Origin of the sequence: Eggerthella guodeyinii (assembly GCF_009834925.2) — a bacterium.
Lineage (GTDB): Bacteria > Actinomycetota > Coriobacteriia > Coriobacteriales > Eggerthellaceae > Eggerthella > Eggerthella guodeyinii.
Map to the genome: position 1 here is coordinate 2,214,300 of NZ_CP063310.1, position 16,479 is coordinate 2,230,778.

Annotated in this window: 17 protein-coding genes; 7 read left to right on the forward strand and 10 right to left on the reverse strand. The window is 65.1% G+C overall.

Annotated features, from left to right (window positions below; all coding sequences use genetic code 11):
* Positions 1–30: 30 nt before the first annotated feature.
* A complete protein-coding gene (locus tag GS424_RS09270; protein ID WP_160942466.1) occupies positions 31–360 on the reverse strand; it encodes a YolD-like family protein in 330 nt (109 codons plus the stop codon).
* A complete protein-coding gene (locus GS424_RS09275) occupies positions 353–1,690 on the reverse strand; it encodes a Y-family DNA polymerase (protein ID WP_160942465.1) in 1,338 nt (445 codons plus the stop codon). Before GS424_RS09275 ends, GS424_RS09270 begins: the two co-directional genes overlap by 8 nt.
* Before the next feature lie 273 nt (positions 1,691–1,963).
* Between GS424_RS09275 and GS424_RS09280 the strand changes: the two genes are divergently transcribed.
* The 4 genes from GS424_RS09280 (at position 1,964) to GS424_RS09295 (ending at position 6,108) form a co-directional block, all read left to right on the forward strand.
* Positions 1,964–3,061 carry an ornithine carbamoyltransferase gene (locus tag GS424_RS09280; protein ID WP_160942464.1) on the forward strand — a complete coding sequence of 366 codons (1,098 nt, stop codon included), beginning with the start codon at positions 1,964–1,966 and terminating at the stop codon, positions 3,059–3,061.
* Positions 3,062–3,143: 82 nt separating this feature from the next.
* Positions 3,144–4,340: an agmatine deiminase family protein gene (locus tag GS424_RS09285; protein WP_160942463.1), complete on the forward strand. Its 1,197-nt coding sequence runs from the start codon at positions 3,144–3,146 to the stop codon at positions 4,338–4,340.
* 97 nt (positions 4,341–4,437) lie between these two features.
* On the forward strand, positions 4,438–4,659 hold the full coding sequence (locus tag GS424_RS09290; RefSeq protein WP_160942462.1) for a hypothetical protein: 222 nt from the start codon (positions 4,438–4,440) through the stop codon (positions 4,657–4,659).
* Positions 4,660–4,680: 21 nt separating this feature from the next.
* Positions 4,681–6,108 carry a purine-cytosine permease family protein gene (locus GS424_RS09295; protein ID WP_160942461.1) on the forward strand — a complete coding sequence of 476 codons (1,428 nt, stop codon included), beginning with the start codon at positions 4,681–4,683 and terminating at the stop codon, positions 6,106–6,108.
* Between the two features lie 126 nt (positions 6,109–6,234).
* Here the strand turns inward: GS424_RS09295 and GS424_RS09300 are convergent, their stop codons facing one another.
* Positions 6,235–7,050 carry a helix-turn-helix transcriptional regulator gene (locus GS424_RS09300; protein WP_160942460.1) on the reverse strand — a complete coding sequence of 272 codons (816 nt, stop codon included), beginning with the start codon at positions 7,048–7,050 and terminating at the stop codon, positions 6,235–6,237.
* A gap of 59 nt (positions 7,051–7,109) precedes the next feature.
* On the opposite strand from GS424_RS09300, the gene GS424_RS18060 reads away from it, so the two are divergent.
* Positions 7,110–7,241: a hypothetical protein gene (locus tag GS424_RS18060; protein WP_280527508.1), complete on the forward strand. Its 132-nt coding sequence runs from the start codon at positions 7,110–7,112 to the stop codon at positions 7,239–7,241.
* A gap of 78 nt (positions 7,242–7,319) precedes the next feature.
* On the forward strand, positions 7,320–7,511 hold the full coding sequence (locus GS424_RS09305) for a helix-turn-helix domain-containing protein (protein ID WP_244977508.1): 192 nt from the start codon (positions 7,320–7,322) through the stop codon (positions 7,509–7,511).
* Between the two features lie 108 nt (positions 7,512–7,619).
* On the opposite strand, the gene GS424_RS09310 is transcribed toward GS424_RS09305, so the two are convergent.
* The 7 genes from GS424_RS09310 to GS424_RS09340 form a co-directional block, all read right to left on the reverse strand.
* Positions 7,620–8,912, reverse strand: coding sequence for an MFS transporter (locus tag GS424_RS09310; RefSeq protein ID WP_160942459.1), 1,293 nt, complete (start codon positions 8,910–8,912; stop codon positions 7,620–7,622).
* Between the two features lie 65 nt (positions 8,913–8,977).
* Positions 8,978–9,820 carry a DmsC/YnfH family molybdoenzyme membrane anchor subunit gene (locus GS424_RS09315; RefSeq protein WP_160942458.1) on the reverse strand — a complete coding sequence of 281 codons (843 nt, stop codon included), beginning with the start codon at positions 9,818–9,820 and terminating at the stop codon, positions 8,978–8,980.
* Complete coding sequence (locus tag GS424_RS09320) at positions 9,796–10,404, reverse strand: 4Fe-4S dicluster domain-containing protein (RefSeq protein WP_160942457.1); 609 nt, start codon at positions 10,402–10,404, stop codon at positions 9,796–9,798. The genes GS424_RS09315 and GS424_RS09320 overlap by 25 nt, the downstream gene beginning before the upstream one ends.
* Positions 10,405–10,406: 2 nt before the next feature.
* Positions 10,407–12,743, reverse strand: a complete 2,337-nt coding sequence (locus GS424_RS09325) for a molybdopterin-containing oxidoreductase family protein (RefSeq protein WP_160942456.1) — start codon at positions 12,741–12,743, stop codon at positions 10,407–10,409.
* Positions 12,744–12,915: 172 nt separating this feature from the next.
* Positions 12,916–13,116 carry a 4Fe-4S binding protein gene (locus GS424_RS09330; protein ID WP_160942455.1) on the reverse strand — a complete coding sequence of 67 codons (201 nt, stop codon included), beginning with the start codon at positions 13,114–13,116 and terminating at the stop codon, positions 12,916–12,918.
* The gene (locus GS424_RS09335; RefSeq protein WP_160942454.1) at positions 13,113–14,081 is read right to left on the reverse strand and encodes a LysR family transcriptional regulator; all 969 of its coding nucleotides are present in this window, start codon (positions 14,079–14,081) and stop codon (positions 13,113–13,115) included. Before GS424_RS09335 ends, GS424_RS09330 begins: the two co-directional genes overlap by 4 nt.
* A 493-nt stretch (positions 14,082–14,574) precedes the next feature.
* A complete protein-coding gene (locus GS424_RS09340; RefSeq protein WP_218958905.1) occupies positions 14,575–15,498 on the reverse strand; it encodes a DMT family transporter in 924 nt (307 codons plus the stop codon).
* Between the two features lie 94 nt (positions 15,499–15,592).
* Here GS424_RS09340 and GS424_RS09345 point away from each other — a divergent pair, with 94 nt between their 5' ends.
* Positions 15,593–16,468, forward strand: a complete 876-nt coding sequence (locus GS424_RS09345) for a LysR family transcriptional regulator (RefSeq protein ID WP_160942452.1) — start codon at positions 15,593–15,595, stop codon at positions 16,466–16,468.
* Positions 16,469–16,479 lie beyond the last annotated feature (11 nt).

The window sequence follows — 16,479 nt, forward strand, 5'->3', positions numbered from 1 at the left end:
GGACCTCTTGCGCATCGGCGGCGGTTCGGCCTAGAGCGCATCCCCTTCGTCGATCTCCGCGATATCGTCGAAGGGGATGCGGGTGCGGACGACGGTGATGGTGCGGCCGGCGAGGTCGATGTCGCTGACGAGGCCGCGCGCGGTCACGTACGCCTCGCCGTCGTGGTAGACGACGCTCGCCATCGTCCGGCGTTCCACCTGCGCGAGACGCTGCGACAGCTCGAGCGCCTCCTCGTCGGTCAGCTCGCGCTTCGGCTCTGCCACGCGCTCGCGCTCGCGGATGAGGTCGTAGTAGCCCTTGAGCGCGGCGAAGGGCATGAACTGCTGCGCGCGGTCGGCGCGGGGGCGGCGCTCAGGCATGATGGCCCCCGATCTGCTCGTTGCGCTCGCGCGCCGTGGCCTTCTCCTTCAAGCTGGTCCCGCGCAGAAGCGCGTTCTTGCCGAAGCGGTCCTTCACGGCCAGCACGGCCCGCTGCAGCCGGCGCTCCTCGGCTTCCACCTCCACGTCCGCGAACAGGTCCATGGTGGCGAACTCCTCGGGAAGCACGCCGCCGAAGCCCACGTTGATGCGGCGGATGGGCGCGTCGGCGCGCGTCGTCTCCTCGAACAGCTCGAGGAACCGCGGCATGAGCTTCGAGTAGAGGTTCGTGCGATCCGCCTGCTTGCGCGTGCCGCCGGTATGCGCGCCCCCGCGCCGGCCGCTCGCGGGCCGCCTGCCGTGCCCGCCGTCGAAGAACGCGCCGTCCGCTTCGCCCGCGCGCTCCCCCGGATCCTTCGCGTAGCCCACGTACAGGGAGATGGACGCCGCCACGAGGCGCTTGTCCACGAGGTCGAGCACGAGCTGGTCCACCATCTCCTTGAGCACGTCCTTCGCCTCGTCGTAGGAATAGTCGCACGGCAGCACCTGGCCGTTTCCCAGAGAATGCCCGCCGGGCTCGTAGGCGTGGATGTCGGCGATGGTGCAGGGCTCCACGCCGTGGGCGTGGTCGATCAGGTACTCCGCGTTTACGCCGAACTCGCGGTAGAGCGTGCTCTCGCTCATCTCGCACACCCCGCGCAGGTCGTACACGGCGTACTTCGCCAGCCGCTTCGCGATGCCGGGGCCGATGTTCCAGATGTCGGTGATGGGCCGGTGGGTTTGGATCGAGCGCTCGAATTCGGCCTGGTCGAGGTAGCCGATGCGGTCCTCGGCGTGCTTCGCCGTGATGTCGAGCGCCACCTTGGCGAGGAACAGGTTCGACCCCACGCCCGCCGTGGCGCACACGCCCGTCTCGGCCAGCACCGCGTCCATGAGCATGACGGCGAACTGCCGGGCGCTCATCCGGTACAGCGCGAGGTACGGCGTCGCGTCGATGAAGCACTCGTCGATGGAGTACGCGTGGACGTCCTCGGGCGACACGTAGCGCAGGTAGATCGAGTAGATGTCGGCCGACACCTCCATGTAGCGCTGCATGCGCGGCTTCGCCATGACGTAGTCCACGCCCGCGGGGATCTCGAACACGCGGCAGCGGCTCGAGAGGCCGAGCGCCTTCATCGACGGCGTGATGGCCAGGCAGATGGTCTTCTCCGTGCGCTCGGGATCGGCCACGACCAGGTTCGCGGCGAGCGGGTCGAGCCCGCGGTCGACGCACTCGACGCTCGCGTAGAAGCTCTTCAAGTCGATGCACACGTACGTGCGCTCCTTCGCCACCGTCGCCTCCTCGTTTCACGACAACCAAAACACTTGTTCGTACAGTATAGCGCTTTTCCACGCCGATCCGACGCGGATCTCACGCGGTTCACCCGCCGTCGCAACGCGGTTCCCCCGCCGTTGCGCACGCCGAACGCGCAGTAACACCCCATCGTACCGACGCCCTCACCTTCGAAATGGCTCCGAGGGGTCATTGAGGGTTATTCCCGCTCGTCCATACACTTCTTACCCAATGGAGCCCGAGAGGCGGTGTTCCGCGAAGTCTAAGGAGTGATGGAAGTGAAGCACGAACACTACATGGACATGAACCGTTTGAGCGACTGGAGCGTCGAGCAGATCGACGAGTTGCTCGACACCTGTCTGCTGCTCAAGGAAATGGAAGAGAAAGGCGTGCGCCTCCCCCTTCTCAAGGACGTCTCCCTTGCGATGATGTTCGACCAGCAGTCTACCCGCACTCGCGTGAGCTTCGAGACCGCGATGACCCAGTTCGGCGGGCATGCCATGTTCCTCGGTGGCAGCTCTCTGCACTCAGGCTCCGGTCAGGAGGACATCGCCGAGACCGCGGCCATCATCTCGAGCATGGCAGACGCCATCATGATCCGCAGCAAGAGCCAGCGCGTCATCGACGAGGTCGTGGCAAACTCCACCGTCCCCGTCATTTCCGGCATGAGCTGCAACGATTTCCGTGCCGACGGCTTTGGTAGCCAGGAGCAGCACCATCCGACGCAGGTCATCGCCGACCTCATCACGATGATCGAGCGCAAGCCTCAAGGAAAGAAGCTCTCCGACTGCACCTTCATGTGGCTCGGCGACGGTGCCGACGGTTTCGACTGCGTCTTCATGGACCATCTCTCGCTCTTCCCCCGTCTGGGCATCCGCGTCATCTGCGCGGGTCCCAAGAAGTTCTGGCCGAGCGAGGATCTTCTCGAGCAGTGCCGCAAGCAGGCCGCCGAGGACGGCAACGGAGAAATCATCTGCACCGAGGACCCGATCGAGTACGCCCCGGAAACGGACTTCTTCTACACCGGCGTCGTGAACTACCACAAGGAAGGCGTGAGCGAGGAAGAAGCCTTCGACGTCTTCTATCCGAAGTACCAGATCAACGAAGAGCTCTTGTCCCATGCTCCGAAGAGCGCGTGGGTCATGCATTACCTGCCCGGAAACCGCAACTGGGAGATGACCGACGCGGTTTGGGACGGGCCCCAGTCCGCTCTGCTTCCGCTGGGCGAGAACCGACTCTACGCGCAGCGCGGCATCCTGGTCTACATCCTGTGGCCTCTGCGTCGCAACACGAGCGAGGCTCTCGAGAACCACTATCAGGGCAAGGTCGAAGACCTGCTCACCCCCCGTATTCACAACTACGACTTTTAGAACCCGCCAACGAGCCGCAGCCCCGCAAGCGAGCTGCGGCTCGTTTTCCGCAATCATGCAATGCGATTAGGAGGTAGATCGAATGAATCAGATCACCGAATCCATGTCTCATCCCAAAGCTGACGGCTTTTTCATGCCCGCCGAGTTCGCCCCGCAGGATCGCGTCTGGATGGGCTGGCCCAACCGTCCCGACACGTTCGCCTTCGGCGCCGTCCCCGCCCAGCGCACCTACGCAGGCATTGCGCATGCGATCTCCCGGTTCACGCCCGTCGTGATGTGCTGCAACGAGGCCGACTACGCCAACTGCAAGGCGGTGTTCAAGGACAACGAGCGCGTGAAGGTGCTGGAGATGAGCATCAACGACGCCTGGTTCCGCGACACCGGCGCCACCTTCCTCGTCGACGGCAAGGGCGGCAAGGCCGCGACCGACTGGCACTTCAACGCCTACGGCGGCCTGGTGGACGGCCTGTACTTCCCCTGGGACAAGGACGCCGAGATCGCCCGGAAGATGGCCGACTACGTTGGCGTGCGCACCTATCGGCCCGACCATGTGATCCTCGAAGGCGGCTCGATCACCGTTGACGGCGAGGGCACGCTCGTCGTCACCGAATCCTGCTTGCTGTCCGCCGGCAGGACCGCCTGCGCCCTGGTCGCCGACGAGCCCGATGCGGGCGACTGGCCGCAGTACGCGCGCACGTATGCGCCGTTCAGCGACGAGCTGCGCGACTACATGACCGCCGAACTCGAGAAGTATCTCGGGATCGACAAGGTGATCTGGGTCAAGGAGGGCATCGACCCGGACGTGACCAATGGGCATATCGATGACTGTGCGACGTTCATCGCGCCCGGCGTGATGGCTTGCATCTGGACGGACGATCCCGACTATCCCTTCTACCGGCAATGCCACGAGATCTACGAGACGCTTTCCAACGCCACCGACGCAAAAGGACGCAAGCTCAAGGTCTACAAGCTGCCCATGCCCGAGAAGCCCTGCTACATGTCCGAAGCGGAGGCTGCCTCCATCGACCTCGTCAACCCGCGAACCGCGCAGGACGAGCCTCAGATCGCCTCGTACATGAACTACCTGGTGACCAACCACGGCTGCATCGTGCCGCAGTACGGCGACGCCAACGACGCGCGCGCCGTAGAGACGCTCCAGAGCATCTACGACGAGACGTGGGGCGCGGGCGTATTCGAATGCGTCGGCGTGGACTCCCGCCAAGTCGTCTACGGCGGAGGCAACATTCATTGCATCACGCAGCAGGAGCCTTCGGCGTAACGACCTGGTCAGCAATCAAAAAATTGGAGAGCGCGGGCTCCGGGCGCAGGGGCCGGGGCCCGCGCATCCTTTTTGAAACGTCCTAGGAGGAGCTGTCATGAGCGATGTAGAGGAAATCAGATCCGAAATCGGGGGCCATACGAACTTCGACGAAGAGCACGAAGGCGAACTGTTCGAACGCATCGCGAAAATAGAGCGAGCGGAACGCGAAGGAACGCTTGTTGCAGGGCTGAACAAGGCCGACAACGTGCTTATCGCCGCGATGTTCGTCGTGCTCGGGTTGTTGCCAGTGCTCTGGTATGCGGTCCTGTATTTTTAAGGGGTTTTAAGGAGGTGCAGTATGGCTGGAACAGATGTCAATAACGAGGCTCAAAGCGAGTCGATGCCCGTTCTCAAGAGCGAGCGCATTTACGGTTTCAAAGATCAAACGGTCGTCATCACCGGCTTTGCCTGTGCAGCGTGGTGCTTCATCACGGGCGGTACGCTCGCCACGTACGTGGGGGTGCAAACGGCACTCGTTGCCTCCATTGCGGGCAACATCGTGGCGGTGCTGCTCATGTCTCTGGCAACGCAGGTGATCTCTTCGAAATACGGCGTGGACGCCTTTACCTCGGTCCGAGGCGTGCTCGGCGGGAAGGGCACGAAGGTGTTCCTGGTGCTGATGTCCGTCTTCGTTATCGCGTGGCTCATCATCTTGTGCATGATGGTCGCCAAAGCGGTGGCGAACATCGTATTGGGATTCAGCGGGATAGACATCGGCACGGGATTGCCGGTGGTTATCCTGTCGATGGTGGCTGGCGCAGTCTGCTGGATGGTTGCTTGGAAGGGCCCGGTGCTCTTGAAGAAGATGAACACCATCGTGGCTCCCATTTTCATTATCATCCTGCTGTTTCTCGCGGTGGTTATCAGCGCGAACTATGGTTGGGACACCGTCTTGGCCGCCCAGCCCCTTGCGCCGTTCGATAGCGAGTGGCTCAATTTCCTCATCGCGTTCGAGCTGAGCCTCGGCGCCGGATTCTCGTGGTGGCCCAACATGGGCGGTCTGGCTAAGCTGTGCAAGACCACGAGGGCGGCGTTTTGGCCCAACATTATCGGCCTGGTGTTCGCGGCGACTTTGGGCACCGTCATGGGCGTTGCTGCGGCGTTGCTCATCGGAGCCACCGACCCGACCGCATGGATGATTCCCATGGGCGGCCTGGCGCTCGGCACGATCGCGTTGCTGCTGGTGATAAGCGCCGATATCACCGCATGCTCCGTCATGCTCTACAACCTGGGTATTGGCTTGAAACAGGTGAAGGGCTTCCTGAAGCTCTCCTGGGGCAAGGTGACGGGGCTCATCATCATCGTTGCCTTCATCGGCATGATTTGGGCAGAAGACCTGTACGCGAACTTCTATATCATTTTGGGCATTTCCAGCATGACGTGCGCGCCCATCTCGATTATGCAGCTGGTCGACTACTACCTTTTCAGGAAGAAGCATATATCGATCCGCGACGCGTACAACAACGCCCGCGGTTCGAAGTATTACTTCTGGGGCGGTTTCAACTGGGTTGCGATCGGGGTTTTCATTGCGTCGATTGTTCTGTATCTGCAGATATTCGACCCCTTCATGTGCGTACCGCATCCGCTCTTCCCATACTGCACCGCCACCATCGCCGTATGCGTCTTCACCTTCGTGGCGTACTACGTGTTGGGAAAGCTGTTGTTGGTGAATAAAGGCGTCGGCGGTTTTCCCGATCCCACGGAAGAGGACAAGAACATCGACTAGGCAGGCGCTTTGAACTGATATGCCCAGCGCCTTATAGGTGCAGCGGATGCCAACACACGTTGTTGGCATCCGCTTTTTGCCGAGAATCGCATGGGCCGATGGCAACCCGCAGCCCGCGCCCGAAACCTACGCCGTGGGGCTTCCGAGGCTGTGCAAAGCCGCGCCGGCCTGCCCCAGCGTGGCAAAGAACTGCTGCGCGTTGGAGACGTCCATCTTTCGGTAAATGTTGGCCATGTGGTGCTTGAGGGTGTTCCCGCTGATGCAGAGTTCGTCTGCGATGCTCGCCCGCGAGAACCCTCGTATCAGAAGACATACGATTTCCCACTCTCGATGCGTGAAGGAAAAGGCGGATGCGATGGGGTCGATGCTGGCGTCCACCATGGAACGGCTGACCCCGTGGGGGTACGTCAGCGCGAACCGGTTGCACAGATGCTGGTTGACCTCGTCGAGCGCGCGCACCTCCTTGTCGGTGAAATCGCCGCGCTCCTTCGAGCGCATGAGCGATATGGTGCCGTAGATAATGTCGTTGGCGGCGATGCAGGCGATCGCCGTGTAGAAGACCCCCATCCGGCTTTCCCACTCTGTGTGGATCCGGGAACGCTCGATAACCTCGGGGTACACCAGGTCTGTGGCGCGAAGCGTTGCGGGCTGCCGCTGGTTGTAGAACCAGGAAAGAAAATCGATTTTGCAATAGCGGTTCGCGTAGAGCGACAGCAGCTCCTCGTCCGTGTCGTTGCTCAGGTAGTTGAAGGTGCTTCCGACCAAATCCCTCTCATCGTTGAAACTCGTGAAGGAATGATCGAACGGGATGATTTTCCTCAGGTCATCGCAGCAGGCGAGGAGAAGGTTGTCTATCGGCTGGCTGTAAATCTTGAGGATGAGGCCGTTCGTCTTCGCTCGGACGTCGTCGAACTCCGGATCGATCCCCATCTGCTCGTCCACTTTTCCTCCTCCGAACGGAGATTACTTCCTGAGCCGAAATCGAACGACGTCCACCCCGCATGGCCTTTGAAGGCTTCCGCGTGCTTGCCTGCCTCGAACAGCAGATCGCCGCGCGCCTCTATCCACCGCTGACGGCTTTCTTCTTCGCAGATGTGCCCCTCTTCTCGAAGAACGTTCTTCTGTTCTGTTGATATTGAATTCAATATCAACAGAACAATATTACCACATAGCCTTTACCCATTATGGATATAAATGAACGCAAGGTAAAATTGGGCCTGAAAATACGGCAAGCACGGGTAGCCCAAGGACTTTCGCAGCGACGTTTTGCCTTGATGGTCGGTCTTGGACAGGCTTATGTGAGCGATGTGGAAAGCGGCCAGTGCAATATCGGTTTCGAAAATCTATGCAAAATAGCTGACGGGCTCGACATCAACCTCATCGAATTGGTCGAAGGCTTGTAGACAACCGCCCTTCGAGTCGCATGCTGCAATCATGAAAACGCATTTCGATTTTTCCTCATGACCGGGAACGAGCAGGTCGTAGCACCGTCTTTGCAAACCTACCCGTCCCTAGCGCTTCTTGGGGAACGGGACCAGCAACGACGCGACGCCGCCGACGACGGCGACGATGGCGACCGCCAAGAACATGGGCGCGTACGTCCCGATCGCGTCGAACACGGCACCGGCGATGAGGGGCACCAGCGCGGAGAACACCGACAGGAGGAGGAGCACCATGCCCATGATCTTCGGGAAGTCCTCGATGCCGAAGTAGTTCGCGAAAGCGGTGGGCATGACGCTCGTGTTGCCGCCGAATCCGATGCCCAGCAGGATGTAGTACGCGTACAGGACGACCGCGCTGCCCGGCGCGCACATGAACGCCAGGAACGCGCCGACCGCCGCGAGCAGGGCGCAAACGCCCAGGATGCGCGCGGGCTCGATGCGGTCGGCAAGCGGGGCGATGACCAGGTTCACCGCCACGGCGGCGACGCCCTGCACCGCGACCGCGCCCGCGATGACGCCGACGTCCAGCCCCAGGCCCGAGAAGTAGAGCACGCCGGAGGACACCGCCAGGTTGAGCGCCACGAACACGCTGAACGACCCGAGCCAGATCAGCCAGAACGGAAGGCTGCGCATGGCCTCCTTGCTCGTCTTGGGCCGCGCGGTCTTGTACACCTTCGAGGCCCTCGATGCCGCCCGCGCCGCCTCGGCCCGCTGCGCGCCCGCATCGGCTGCGGCGTCGACGGGAAGCGCGCCGTCGGGAACCTGTCCCACGTCCTCGGGCTTGTCCTTCATGAGGGCGAACGCGATGACGAGCGCGACGACCGCCATCGCCGAGATGAGGTAGAACCCGTTGCGCCAGTTGCCGGCCTCCCCCATCGCCGCGGTCGTGACGAGCGGGAACGCGAAGGCCACGAGGCCGCCCAGACCCATCGTCACGGCCATGGCCAAGCCGCGTTTCTGCACGAACCAGCTGCCGACCGTCGTCTGCGTGGCGATCTGGCCGCCGAGCGTGCACGAGAAGCTCAAGAGCACGCCGAACAGCACCACGTAGGCAACCGTGCTCGCGCCGGCGAACAGCCCCATGAGCACGCCGGTCGCGACGATGAGCACCGAGCTGGCGATGAAGGCCTTCCGCGCGCCGTACTGCGCGATGAACTTGCCGATGAGCGGCCCCGGCAAGCCCTGCATGAGGATGAACACGGTGAAGCCGAGCCCGATCATGCTGCGGTTCATGGCGACGGTCGGATCGACGGCCATCGCCGGAATGGCCAGCTGGGCGGCGGCCAAGCCGAAGTTGCCCAGCAACGCGTAGAGCAGGCCGGTCGCCACGACGACGCGCCAGCCGATGAACTTCTTCTCCATACGACTCCCCTTCGGTAAGCGCGGGCGTCCCGCAGCGCAGGCCCGCCCGCGATGGGTTTTCCCGCCTACATATCGAGATTGAGGTCGACCGGGTACATAGGGAACATCTTCACTTTGAGGGCCCCCTTGAAGAACAGCACCGTCCACGCCACGATGCCGCACGCCGACGCGGCGAGCGCCGCGAAGGCGGCGACCGCGGATGAAAGCGCGACGGCCGCCGCGAGAGCGACAGCGGTCAGCACGACCCCGCACGCGATCCAGGCGCGGTACGGCGCGCGGTACGGCTCCTCGCTCGCCCGCACGTCCACGCCGTAGCCCACATGCCGCATGCGCGCCACGTAGGCGAACTGGACGGCGATGCACGCGGCCGTCAGCAGCGCGGCCGCAGCCGAGGGCGCCGCGGGAGCTCCGCCGCCGGCGAGCAGGCAGATCGCAAGCGTGGCGATCCCTCCCGCCTCGGCGGCCGTCAGCAAGAACAGCCCCAGCACGAAGCCGGTGTTCCATGCGGGGCGCGAGCCCATCTGGTAGGCCAGCCCCGTGCACGCCAGGAACGCCAGCGAGAGCGCGGCGGCGACGGCGGCGAGCACGATTCCCGCCCCGCCCAGGTCGTAGAGGATGCCGTTCAACCCGCAGACCAGAAGCGCGATGCCGAGAAACGGCGTGAGCAGCGCCTCCTGCGTCAGATGCGACTTGAAATTCGAGAACGCGTTGAAGAAGCGCGACGGCGTCTGCAGGTGGAAGATGGAGGCGATGCCGCCGACGCCGAGCAGCGCGAGCGTCGCCAGCGCCACCAAATTGAGGGGCAGCCCCAGCCCGAAGCAGAGGTCGGCCAAGAACGCGCAGAGGAACATGCCCAGGCCGACGCGCTGGCAGGCGGTGGATATTACGAGCGGCCAATGGATTTGCATAGCGTCTCAGCTCCTTTCCGGGGCACGAGGTAGACGACGGAGGGCTTGTTCCCGAACTCGGGATGCACGCGGTAGACGCGATCCCCGTTCGCCGCGAGCACCCGCGAGACGGGGCTGTCGGGATCGTCCAGGTCGCCGACCGTGCGGCATCCGGTGGTGCAGGTGTAGGCGCACGCCGGCTGCTCGCCCCGCTCCAGCTTGTGGACGCACAGGATGCACTTCTCCACCGTCTTGGTTCTCGGGTTGAGCGTGCGGGCCTCGTACGGGCACGCCCAGATGCAGTACTGGCATCCGAAGCATTTGCCCGCATCGACCAGCACGATGCCGTCGTCGGTCTGGTAGGTCGCCTTCGTGGGGCACACGGCGATGCAGCTGGGGTTCTCGCAGTGCATGCACTGGTTGGGGAAGTAGAACATCTCGAGCTGGTCGGGGTATTTCCCGATCGGCCCCATGCGGTACACGCGGTTCCAGAACACGCCGAGGTCGACGTCGTTCTCCATCTTGCACGCCACCGCGCACGCCTGGCAGCCCGTGCATTTATCGAGGTCGATGACCATGCCCCAATGGCGCTTCGCTTCCGCCATGGCTACTCACCTTCCTTCTTCTTGACGATGCGGCACAGGGTGCTGCGCAGCCCCGGCGTGAGGAACTCGTCGTTGTACGCCCGGTCGCTCGTCAGCGTGTTCGCGTTCGAGCTGCCGTCGGGGTACCCGGGCAATCCCAGCGCCGGGCACGCCTGCCACCAGCCGTGCGGGATGACGCACACGCGCGGGTCGATGCCGTCGCTCGGGCGCGCCTTCATCGTGATGCGGCCGGTGGGCGATTCGATCCACACCCACTCGTCGCGCTCGATACCCAGCTCCTCGGCAAGCGACGTGTGGAAGACCACCTGCGGCTCGGGCACGATCTCGCGCAGGTGCGGGATGCCGCGGAACGCCGAATGGTAGTAGATGGGATAGCGGCGGCCCGTCACGCCGGTCAGCGGGTACTCCTTCGCGATGTCGGGCGTGGCGTACACGCTCTCCTTCGGCTCGGCGGCCTCGGGGAACGGCTTCGAGCCCGAGACGAGCTCGATGACCGAGTACAGCTCCGCACGGCCGGTCGGCGTGCCGAAGCCGTTCTCCTCGAAGTCGCGCGACGGCATCATGGGCACGTGATGGATCCACTTCTCCTTCAGCTCGTCCCAGGTGACGCCCGCATGGGTCTGCTCGAGCTGCCAGTCGAACAGCTCCTCGTCGCTTTCCCAGGGCCACCATTCGGGGCTGAGCCGGTGGCCGAACGTGCGCCAGAACCACACGTCGCTCTTGCGCTCGTACAGCGGCTCGACCGCCTTCTGCTGGCCGAACACCCACTCGCTGCACACCTCGTCGGCCAGGTAGTCGCGCTCGGTCCAGTGGGTGGAGGGCAGCACGAGGTCGGCCAGCTCGCATGTGGGCGACAGGTAGTAGTCCATGCACACGAGCAGGTCGAGCTGCATGAGCGATTCCTTCACGAGCGCGGTGTTCTCGGCCCACGACAGCGGGTTGCCCTGCACCATGATGTAGCCCTTGACGGGATACGGCTCGCCCGTGCGCATGGCCTTGAACAGGCACGTGGGGTTCGAGATGCCGTACACGGTTCCCGCCGCGCGCTCGTCGACGATGCGCAGCTCCTTCTGGGTTTCAGGCTCTGCGCCGGTCAACGGCCCCATCTGGTTCCAAAACGGCATGCTCAGGTTGCCGCCGCGCTTCTCGAGGTTGCCGCAGATGGCGATGATGCAGTTGACCAGCTGCAGGATGTCCTTGCAGTTCGTCTGCTCCTCGAGCCCCTGGAACACGTTGATCGTGGCCGCGGGGGCCGTGGCGTAGGTTCGGGCCGACGCGCGGATGGTGTCGGCATCGACCCAGCTCATCTTCGCCGCCTCTTCCGGCGTCCAACGGTCGGCGCGCTCCTTGAGCCCGAGCCACACCGTCTTGACGGGCACGCTCTGGCCGTCGGCCGTCTCGATCATGCCGCGGAACTCGATGTCCTCGTCGACGCCCTTGGCATGGATCTCCGCCAGGGATTGCGTGGCCTTGTCCCACACGAGCATCGCCTGGGGGTTCCCGCCCTCCTTCACGATCGCCTCGTTCAAGGGGACCTCGGCGCCTTCGATGACGAGCATCGGGGCGTTCGTGTGCTTCTGGGTGAACACGCGGTCGTACAGGCCCTCGTTCATGATCACGTTGAGCCACGCGTAGGCGACGTACACGTCGGCCCCAGGACGCACGCCCAGGAAGTGGTCGGCGCGCGCCGCAAGCGGGTGCTCGAAGAACGGGTCGATCACGATGAGCTTCGCGCCGCGGTCGCGGCTGCGCCCCACCTGGCCCGACGTGTAGGTCGGCTCGGTCCACACCGAGTTCGCGCCCCAGAACACGATGCAGTCGGCGTGGTCGAAATCGCAGCCGTCGAAGGTGGGGAACATCCCGAACTGCAGGAAGGCCTGCACCATCATGGGGACGAGGCAGATGTTGCCCGGCGACAGGCTGTGGTGCACGCGCCCGCCCGCGTTGCCGGCGCGTCCGGTCCACTGGTTCGTGCCGCGGCCCGTGCCCTGCCCGTAGGCGATCGTCTCCGCGCCGTACTCGGCCGTGAGTTCCTCCACCCGCTGCGCGAGCCACTCGATGGCCTCGTCCCACGTGATCTGCTCCCACTCGCCCGCACCGCGCGCTCCCAAGCGGCGCAGCGGGTAGCGCAGCCGGTCGGGATCGTAGAGGATCTTGGGGGCCGACAGCCCCTTGCCGCACATGCGCCCCTCGCTGCGCGGATCGTCGGGGTTGCCCTTCACGCCCACGAGCACGCCGTCCTTGTCCACCTCGCACAGGACGCCGCACTTCGCATGGCACTCGAAGCAGTTCGTCTTGACTATCTTCCCTCCGTCGGGAAGCGCTACGACCGATGACATAGGTTGCCTCTCCTTTCCTCGGTTTCGGATCCGCGAACCATCCCCCTTCCCCTCGCCACCTTTCGATACCCCTGATTGTGAGAAGCGCGCGGCCGGTTGGCAAACAGGAAAGTGAGGAGCCCCCACAAGAAAACCTTGTGGGGGCTCCGGAGGACGCGGGTCGAACGGGCCGCTAAGAGAACAGGCCTTTGCGCCTCACGATGGCGCGCAGCTTGCACGCGTCGCGGCACGCGCCGCATCCGTCGCACAGCTTCCGGTCGATGGCCAGCCGCCGATCGGCGGTCTCGAGCACGGCGCCGCGCGGGCAGACGCGCTGGCAGGAGCCGCATCGGCGGCAGATGCGCCGGTCTATCTCGTAGCGGACGGGCCTCATCCCGCATCGACCGCCGCGGGCGCAGGGGGCCAGGCGAGCGGGAAGCGCTTGCCGTAGTCGGCGCACACGGTTTCCAGGTACCGCCGGAAGAACGACACGAACCGCTCGGCCGCCGGATCGCGCACCGGCCCGAGCACGCCCGTTACGAAGCGCACGCCGTCCTCGATGGAGACGCACGCGTGGCCCTCCGGCAGCCCGTTGAGGAACAGGGACAGCGAATCGGTGAAGCTGACCGTGCGGGGGTCGTCGATCAACCGGCCCAGCAGCTCGAGGTTCGAGGTGCTCGTCGAGATGTCGGCCCCTTCGACGCCCTTGAGCAGGTGGCGCACGAGGCGGATCAGCAGCGCTTCGTTGTAGCAGGCGATGCGCACGCCCGCGAGCTCCGATCGGGCGATCTGCCGGCGCTCCGAGAACGGGGAGCCGGGCCCGCAGTACAGCATGAGCTCGGAGACGACCAGCGGGTCGAACGCCGGGCCGATCCGCCCGATGATGGCGTTCATGAACGTCGGGACGTTCACCAGGTACAACGCCTCCGGATCGAGGGCGGGGTAGGCGCGCACGATGTCGAAGATGCCCTGCTCGACGAACACGAACGGCTCGTCGACGGCGACGGCCTCGCGATATGCCTCGAAGATGGGGGAAAGCACGTTCATGGCGTGCGGCGTGGTGACCACGCGGACCGGCCCCGCCCCGCCGTCGCTCGCAGCGCGCCCCAAAGCGGCGACCGTCTGCATGCGGCGGTAGGAGGAGACGACGGACGAGGCTTCCTGCGCTATGCGCTCCCCCGCCGCGGTCAGCTGCAACGCCGTGCCGGTGCGCTCGAACAGCTCGACGCCCAAATCGTGCTCAAGCGACTTGATGACGGAGCTCGCGCCCTGCTGGGAGATGTAAGACGAGCGCGCCGCGCACGAGATGGACCCTTTCTCGACGACGGAAAGGAACAGCACGATGGATTCGATTCGCACAGCTTGCCCCCTCGCTTCCACGCGCGACGCCTCGGCGGCGGCGCGCAGCCCCATGGCCGCATGGTAGCACAAACGGAGCAGGCGATTCGACTGGCACCCCGTTCGCGACTTCGGGCGATGCGCAACGCGAACAAGCGAGCATACCGGTCATCGGGGCCGCTTTGCGCACAGCACGCCATCCGGTAGCGACCGGGAGGACATCGTCTGCATGCGATTCGCCCCACTATGCACGAAAACCGTCGACGTGCGAGCCTTCGGGGCCGTCCAAAGCCGCCGCCGTGCCCGATCCTGCCCGCTACGGCATCCACTCCGAACAGGATCGTCCTTTTCATCTGGGGTTTTCCGTAAAGCTGATCGCAGCGCGCGACCGCACGGCAGCGGAAGGTTTCGCACGTCGCCGGTTTTTGTGCAGAAAGCGCCCGATCCGCGCTTCGGGCGCAGGGCGACGGGCTCGAGCCGGGTGCGAGCGCCTGGCCACACTTCCCAGAGCTCCCTAGCGAGCGGCTGCCCCGGACGCGGGCCGCAGCGGGCGGGCGGCTCTCGAGCGGCGCTTGCCCGACAGCTCGGCCGCCGCGGCGCCGCCCACCACGAGCAGGGCCCCGGCCAGCTGCACGAGCGCCATCTGCTCGTGCAGCAGCAGCGTGGCGAACGCGAGCGCCGACAGCGGCTCCAGGTAGCCGCACGCGGCCACCGTGCCGGCCGGCAGCTGCGGGATGGACGAGAAGTACAGGTAGCACCCGAGGCCCGTGTTCACCACGCCCAGAAACAGCGCGGGCGCGAGATCGCCCGGCGCGGGCAGCGCGCTGCGTACCACGGCCGCCACGTCGAAGCCGTGCTGCGCCGCGAGGATCGCCGCCACGGTGACGAAGCTGGCCACGAGCTGCACGAGCGAGCGCTCGAGGCCGTCGGCGCCCTGCGCCTTCTTGCTGAGCACCACCATGAGCGCGAACAGCGCCGCCGCGGCCAGCCCGAACGCGAGCCCCCACGACAGGCCGCCCCGCTGCAGCGAGCCGCCGTTCACCAGCACCATGCCCGCCAGCACCACGGCGATGCCGCCCACCTTCGCGCGGCTCAGGCGCTCGCCGAACACGAGGGGCGACACGGCGATCACGAGCACCGGGCCGCAGTAGTACGCGAGCGTGGCCATGCCGACGCCCACCTGCTGGTACGCCTCGTACAGGAACATCCAGCTCGCACCCATCGCCGCGCCGGACGCGACCAGCAGCGCGAGGCACCTCGGGCTGCGCAGGCACGCGAGCCTCCCGCGCGCCAGCACGAACGGCACGACGAGGAACAGGCTGCCGACGAGCGTGCGCAGAAGCACGATCTGCCCGCTGCCGAGCGCGATCATGCCCGCCACGGCTCCGTTGGAGCCGAACAGCAGCAGGGCTGCGAGGTATTTCAGATGCGGTTTCATCACGGCGAATCAGGATACGCTTCCCGCTTGCATCGCAAAAGCGAATGTTTATCATAGTTCGCATGATGTTTTGGAATGCAAAGGGGATCGCCGGATGGACACGAACGTGCAGAAGTACCTCGCCTTCTCGAAGACGGTGGAGCTGGGCAGCTTCACGAGCGCGGCGCGGGCGCTGCACTACACCCAATCGGGCGTGAGCCGCATGATCGCCGACCTCGAGCGCGACTGGAACGTGTCGCTGCTCGAGCGCGGCCGCGCGGGCGTGAGCCTCACGTCGGAGGGCCGCGCGCTGCTGCCGTTCGCCGAGGAGGTGTGCGCGGCCCACGCGCGCCTGCAAGCGCAGGTGGACGACTTGAACGGGCTGCAATCAGGCCTCATCCGCATCGGGACGTTCTCCAGCGTGGCCGCCCACTGGCTGCCCAACATCGTGAAGGAGCTGCAGAAGGACCACCCCGGCATCGACTACGAGCTCGTGCTGGGCGACTACGCGGAGATCGAGGGCTGGATAGCCGAGGGCCGCGTCGACTGCGGCTTCGTGCGCCTGCCCACGCGCCCCGAGTTCGACGTGCTGCCGCTCGAGCGCGACGAGCTGCTGGCGGTGCTGCCGGAGGGCCACCCGCTGGCGTCCGGCGAGCGCTTCCCCGTCGCCGCCCTCGAGGCCGAGCCGTTCATGCTGCTGGCGAAGGACAAGAACGCGGAGGTCGCCCTGGCGCTCAAGCGCCTGGGCGTCGAGCCGGACATCAGGTTCACCACCTGGGACGACTACGCCATCATGTCGATGGTGGAAAGCGGGCTGGGCATCAGCCTGCTGCCGCGCCTCATCCTGAGGCGCACCCCCTACCGCATCGCGGCGCTGCCGCTCGACGTGCCCGTCTACCGCGAGATCGGCCTCGCGCTGCGCGACCGCGAGCGCGCCCCGCGCGCCGTGCGCCGGTTCACGGAATACCTCGGCTACCGCGAGAACGGCTGAGCGGGCGGCGG

Bases quoted from the DNA above. Each gene is read 5' to 3' on its own strand.
- GS424_RS09325 (WP_160942456.1), bottom strand. From the start codon at position 12,743: ATGTCATCGGTCGTAGCGCTTCCCGACGGAGGGAAGATAGTCAAGACG.
- GS424_RS09295 (WP_160942461.1), top strand. From the start codon at position 4,681: ATGGCTGGAACAGATGTCAATAACGAGGCTCAAAGCGAGTCGATGCCC.
- GS424_RS09345 (WP_160942452.1), top strand. From the start codon at position 15,593: ATGGACACGAACGTGCAGAAGTACCTCGCCTTCTCGAAGACGGTGGAG.
- GS424_RS09315 (WP_160942458.1), bottom strand. From the start codon at position 9,820: ATGCAAATCCATTGGCCGCTCGTAATATCCACCGCCTGCCAGCGCGTC.
- GS424_RS09270 (WP_160942466.1), bottom strand. From the start codon at position 360: ATGCCTGAGCGCCGCCCCCGCGCCGACCGCGCGCAGCAGTTCATGCCC.
- GS424_RS18060 (WP_280527508.1), top strand. From the start codon at position 7,110: ATGGCCTTTGAAGGCTTCCGCGTGCTTGCCTGCCTCGAACAGCAGATC.
- GS424_RS09280 (WP_160942464.1), top strand. From the start codon at position 1,964: ATGGAAGTGAAGCACGAACACTACATGGACATGAACCGTTTGAGCGAC.
- GS424_RS09310 (WP_160942459.1), bottom strand. From the start codon at position 8,912: ATGGAGAAGAAGTTCATCGGCTGGCGCGTCGTCGTGGCGACCGGCCTG.
- GS424_RS09340 (WP_218958905.1), bottom strand. From the start codon at position 15,498: ATGAAACCGCATCTGAAATACCTCGCAGCCCTGCTGCTGTTCGGCTCC.
- GS424_RS09320 (WP_160942457.1), bottom strand. From the start codon at position 10,404: ATGGCGGAAGCGAAGCGCCATTGGGGCATGGTCATCGACCTCGATAAA.
- GS424_RS09330 (WP_160942455.1), bottom strand. From the start codon at position 13,116: ATGAGGCCCGTCCGCTACGAGATAGACCGGCGCATCTGCCGCCGATGC.
- GS424_RS09290 (WP_160942462.1), top strand. From the start codon at position 4,438: ATGAGCGATGTAGAGGAAATCAGATCCGAAATCGGGGGCCATACGAAC.
- GS424_RS09285 (WP_160942463.1), top strand. From the start codon at position 3,144: ATGAATCAGATCACCGAATCCATGTCTCATCCCAAAGCTGACGGCTTT.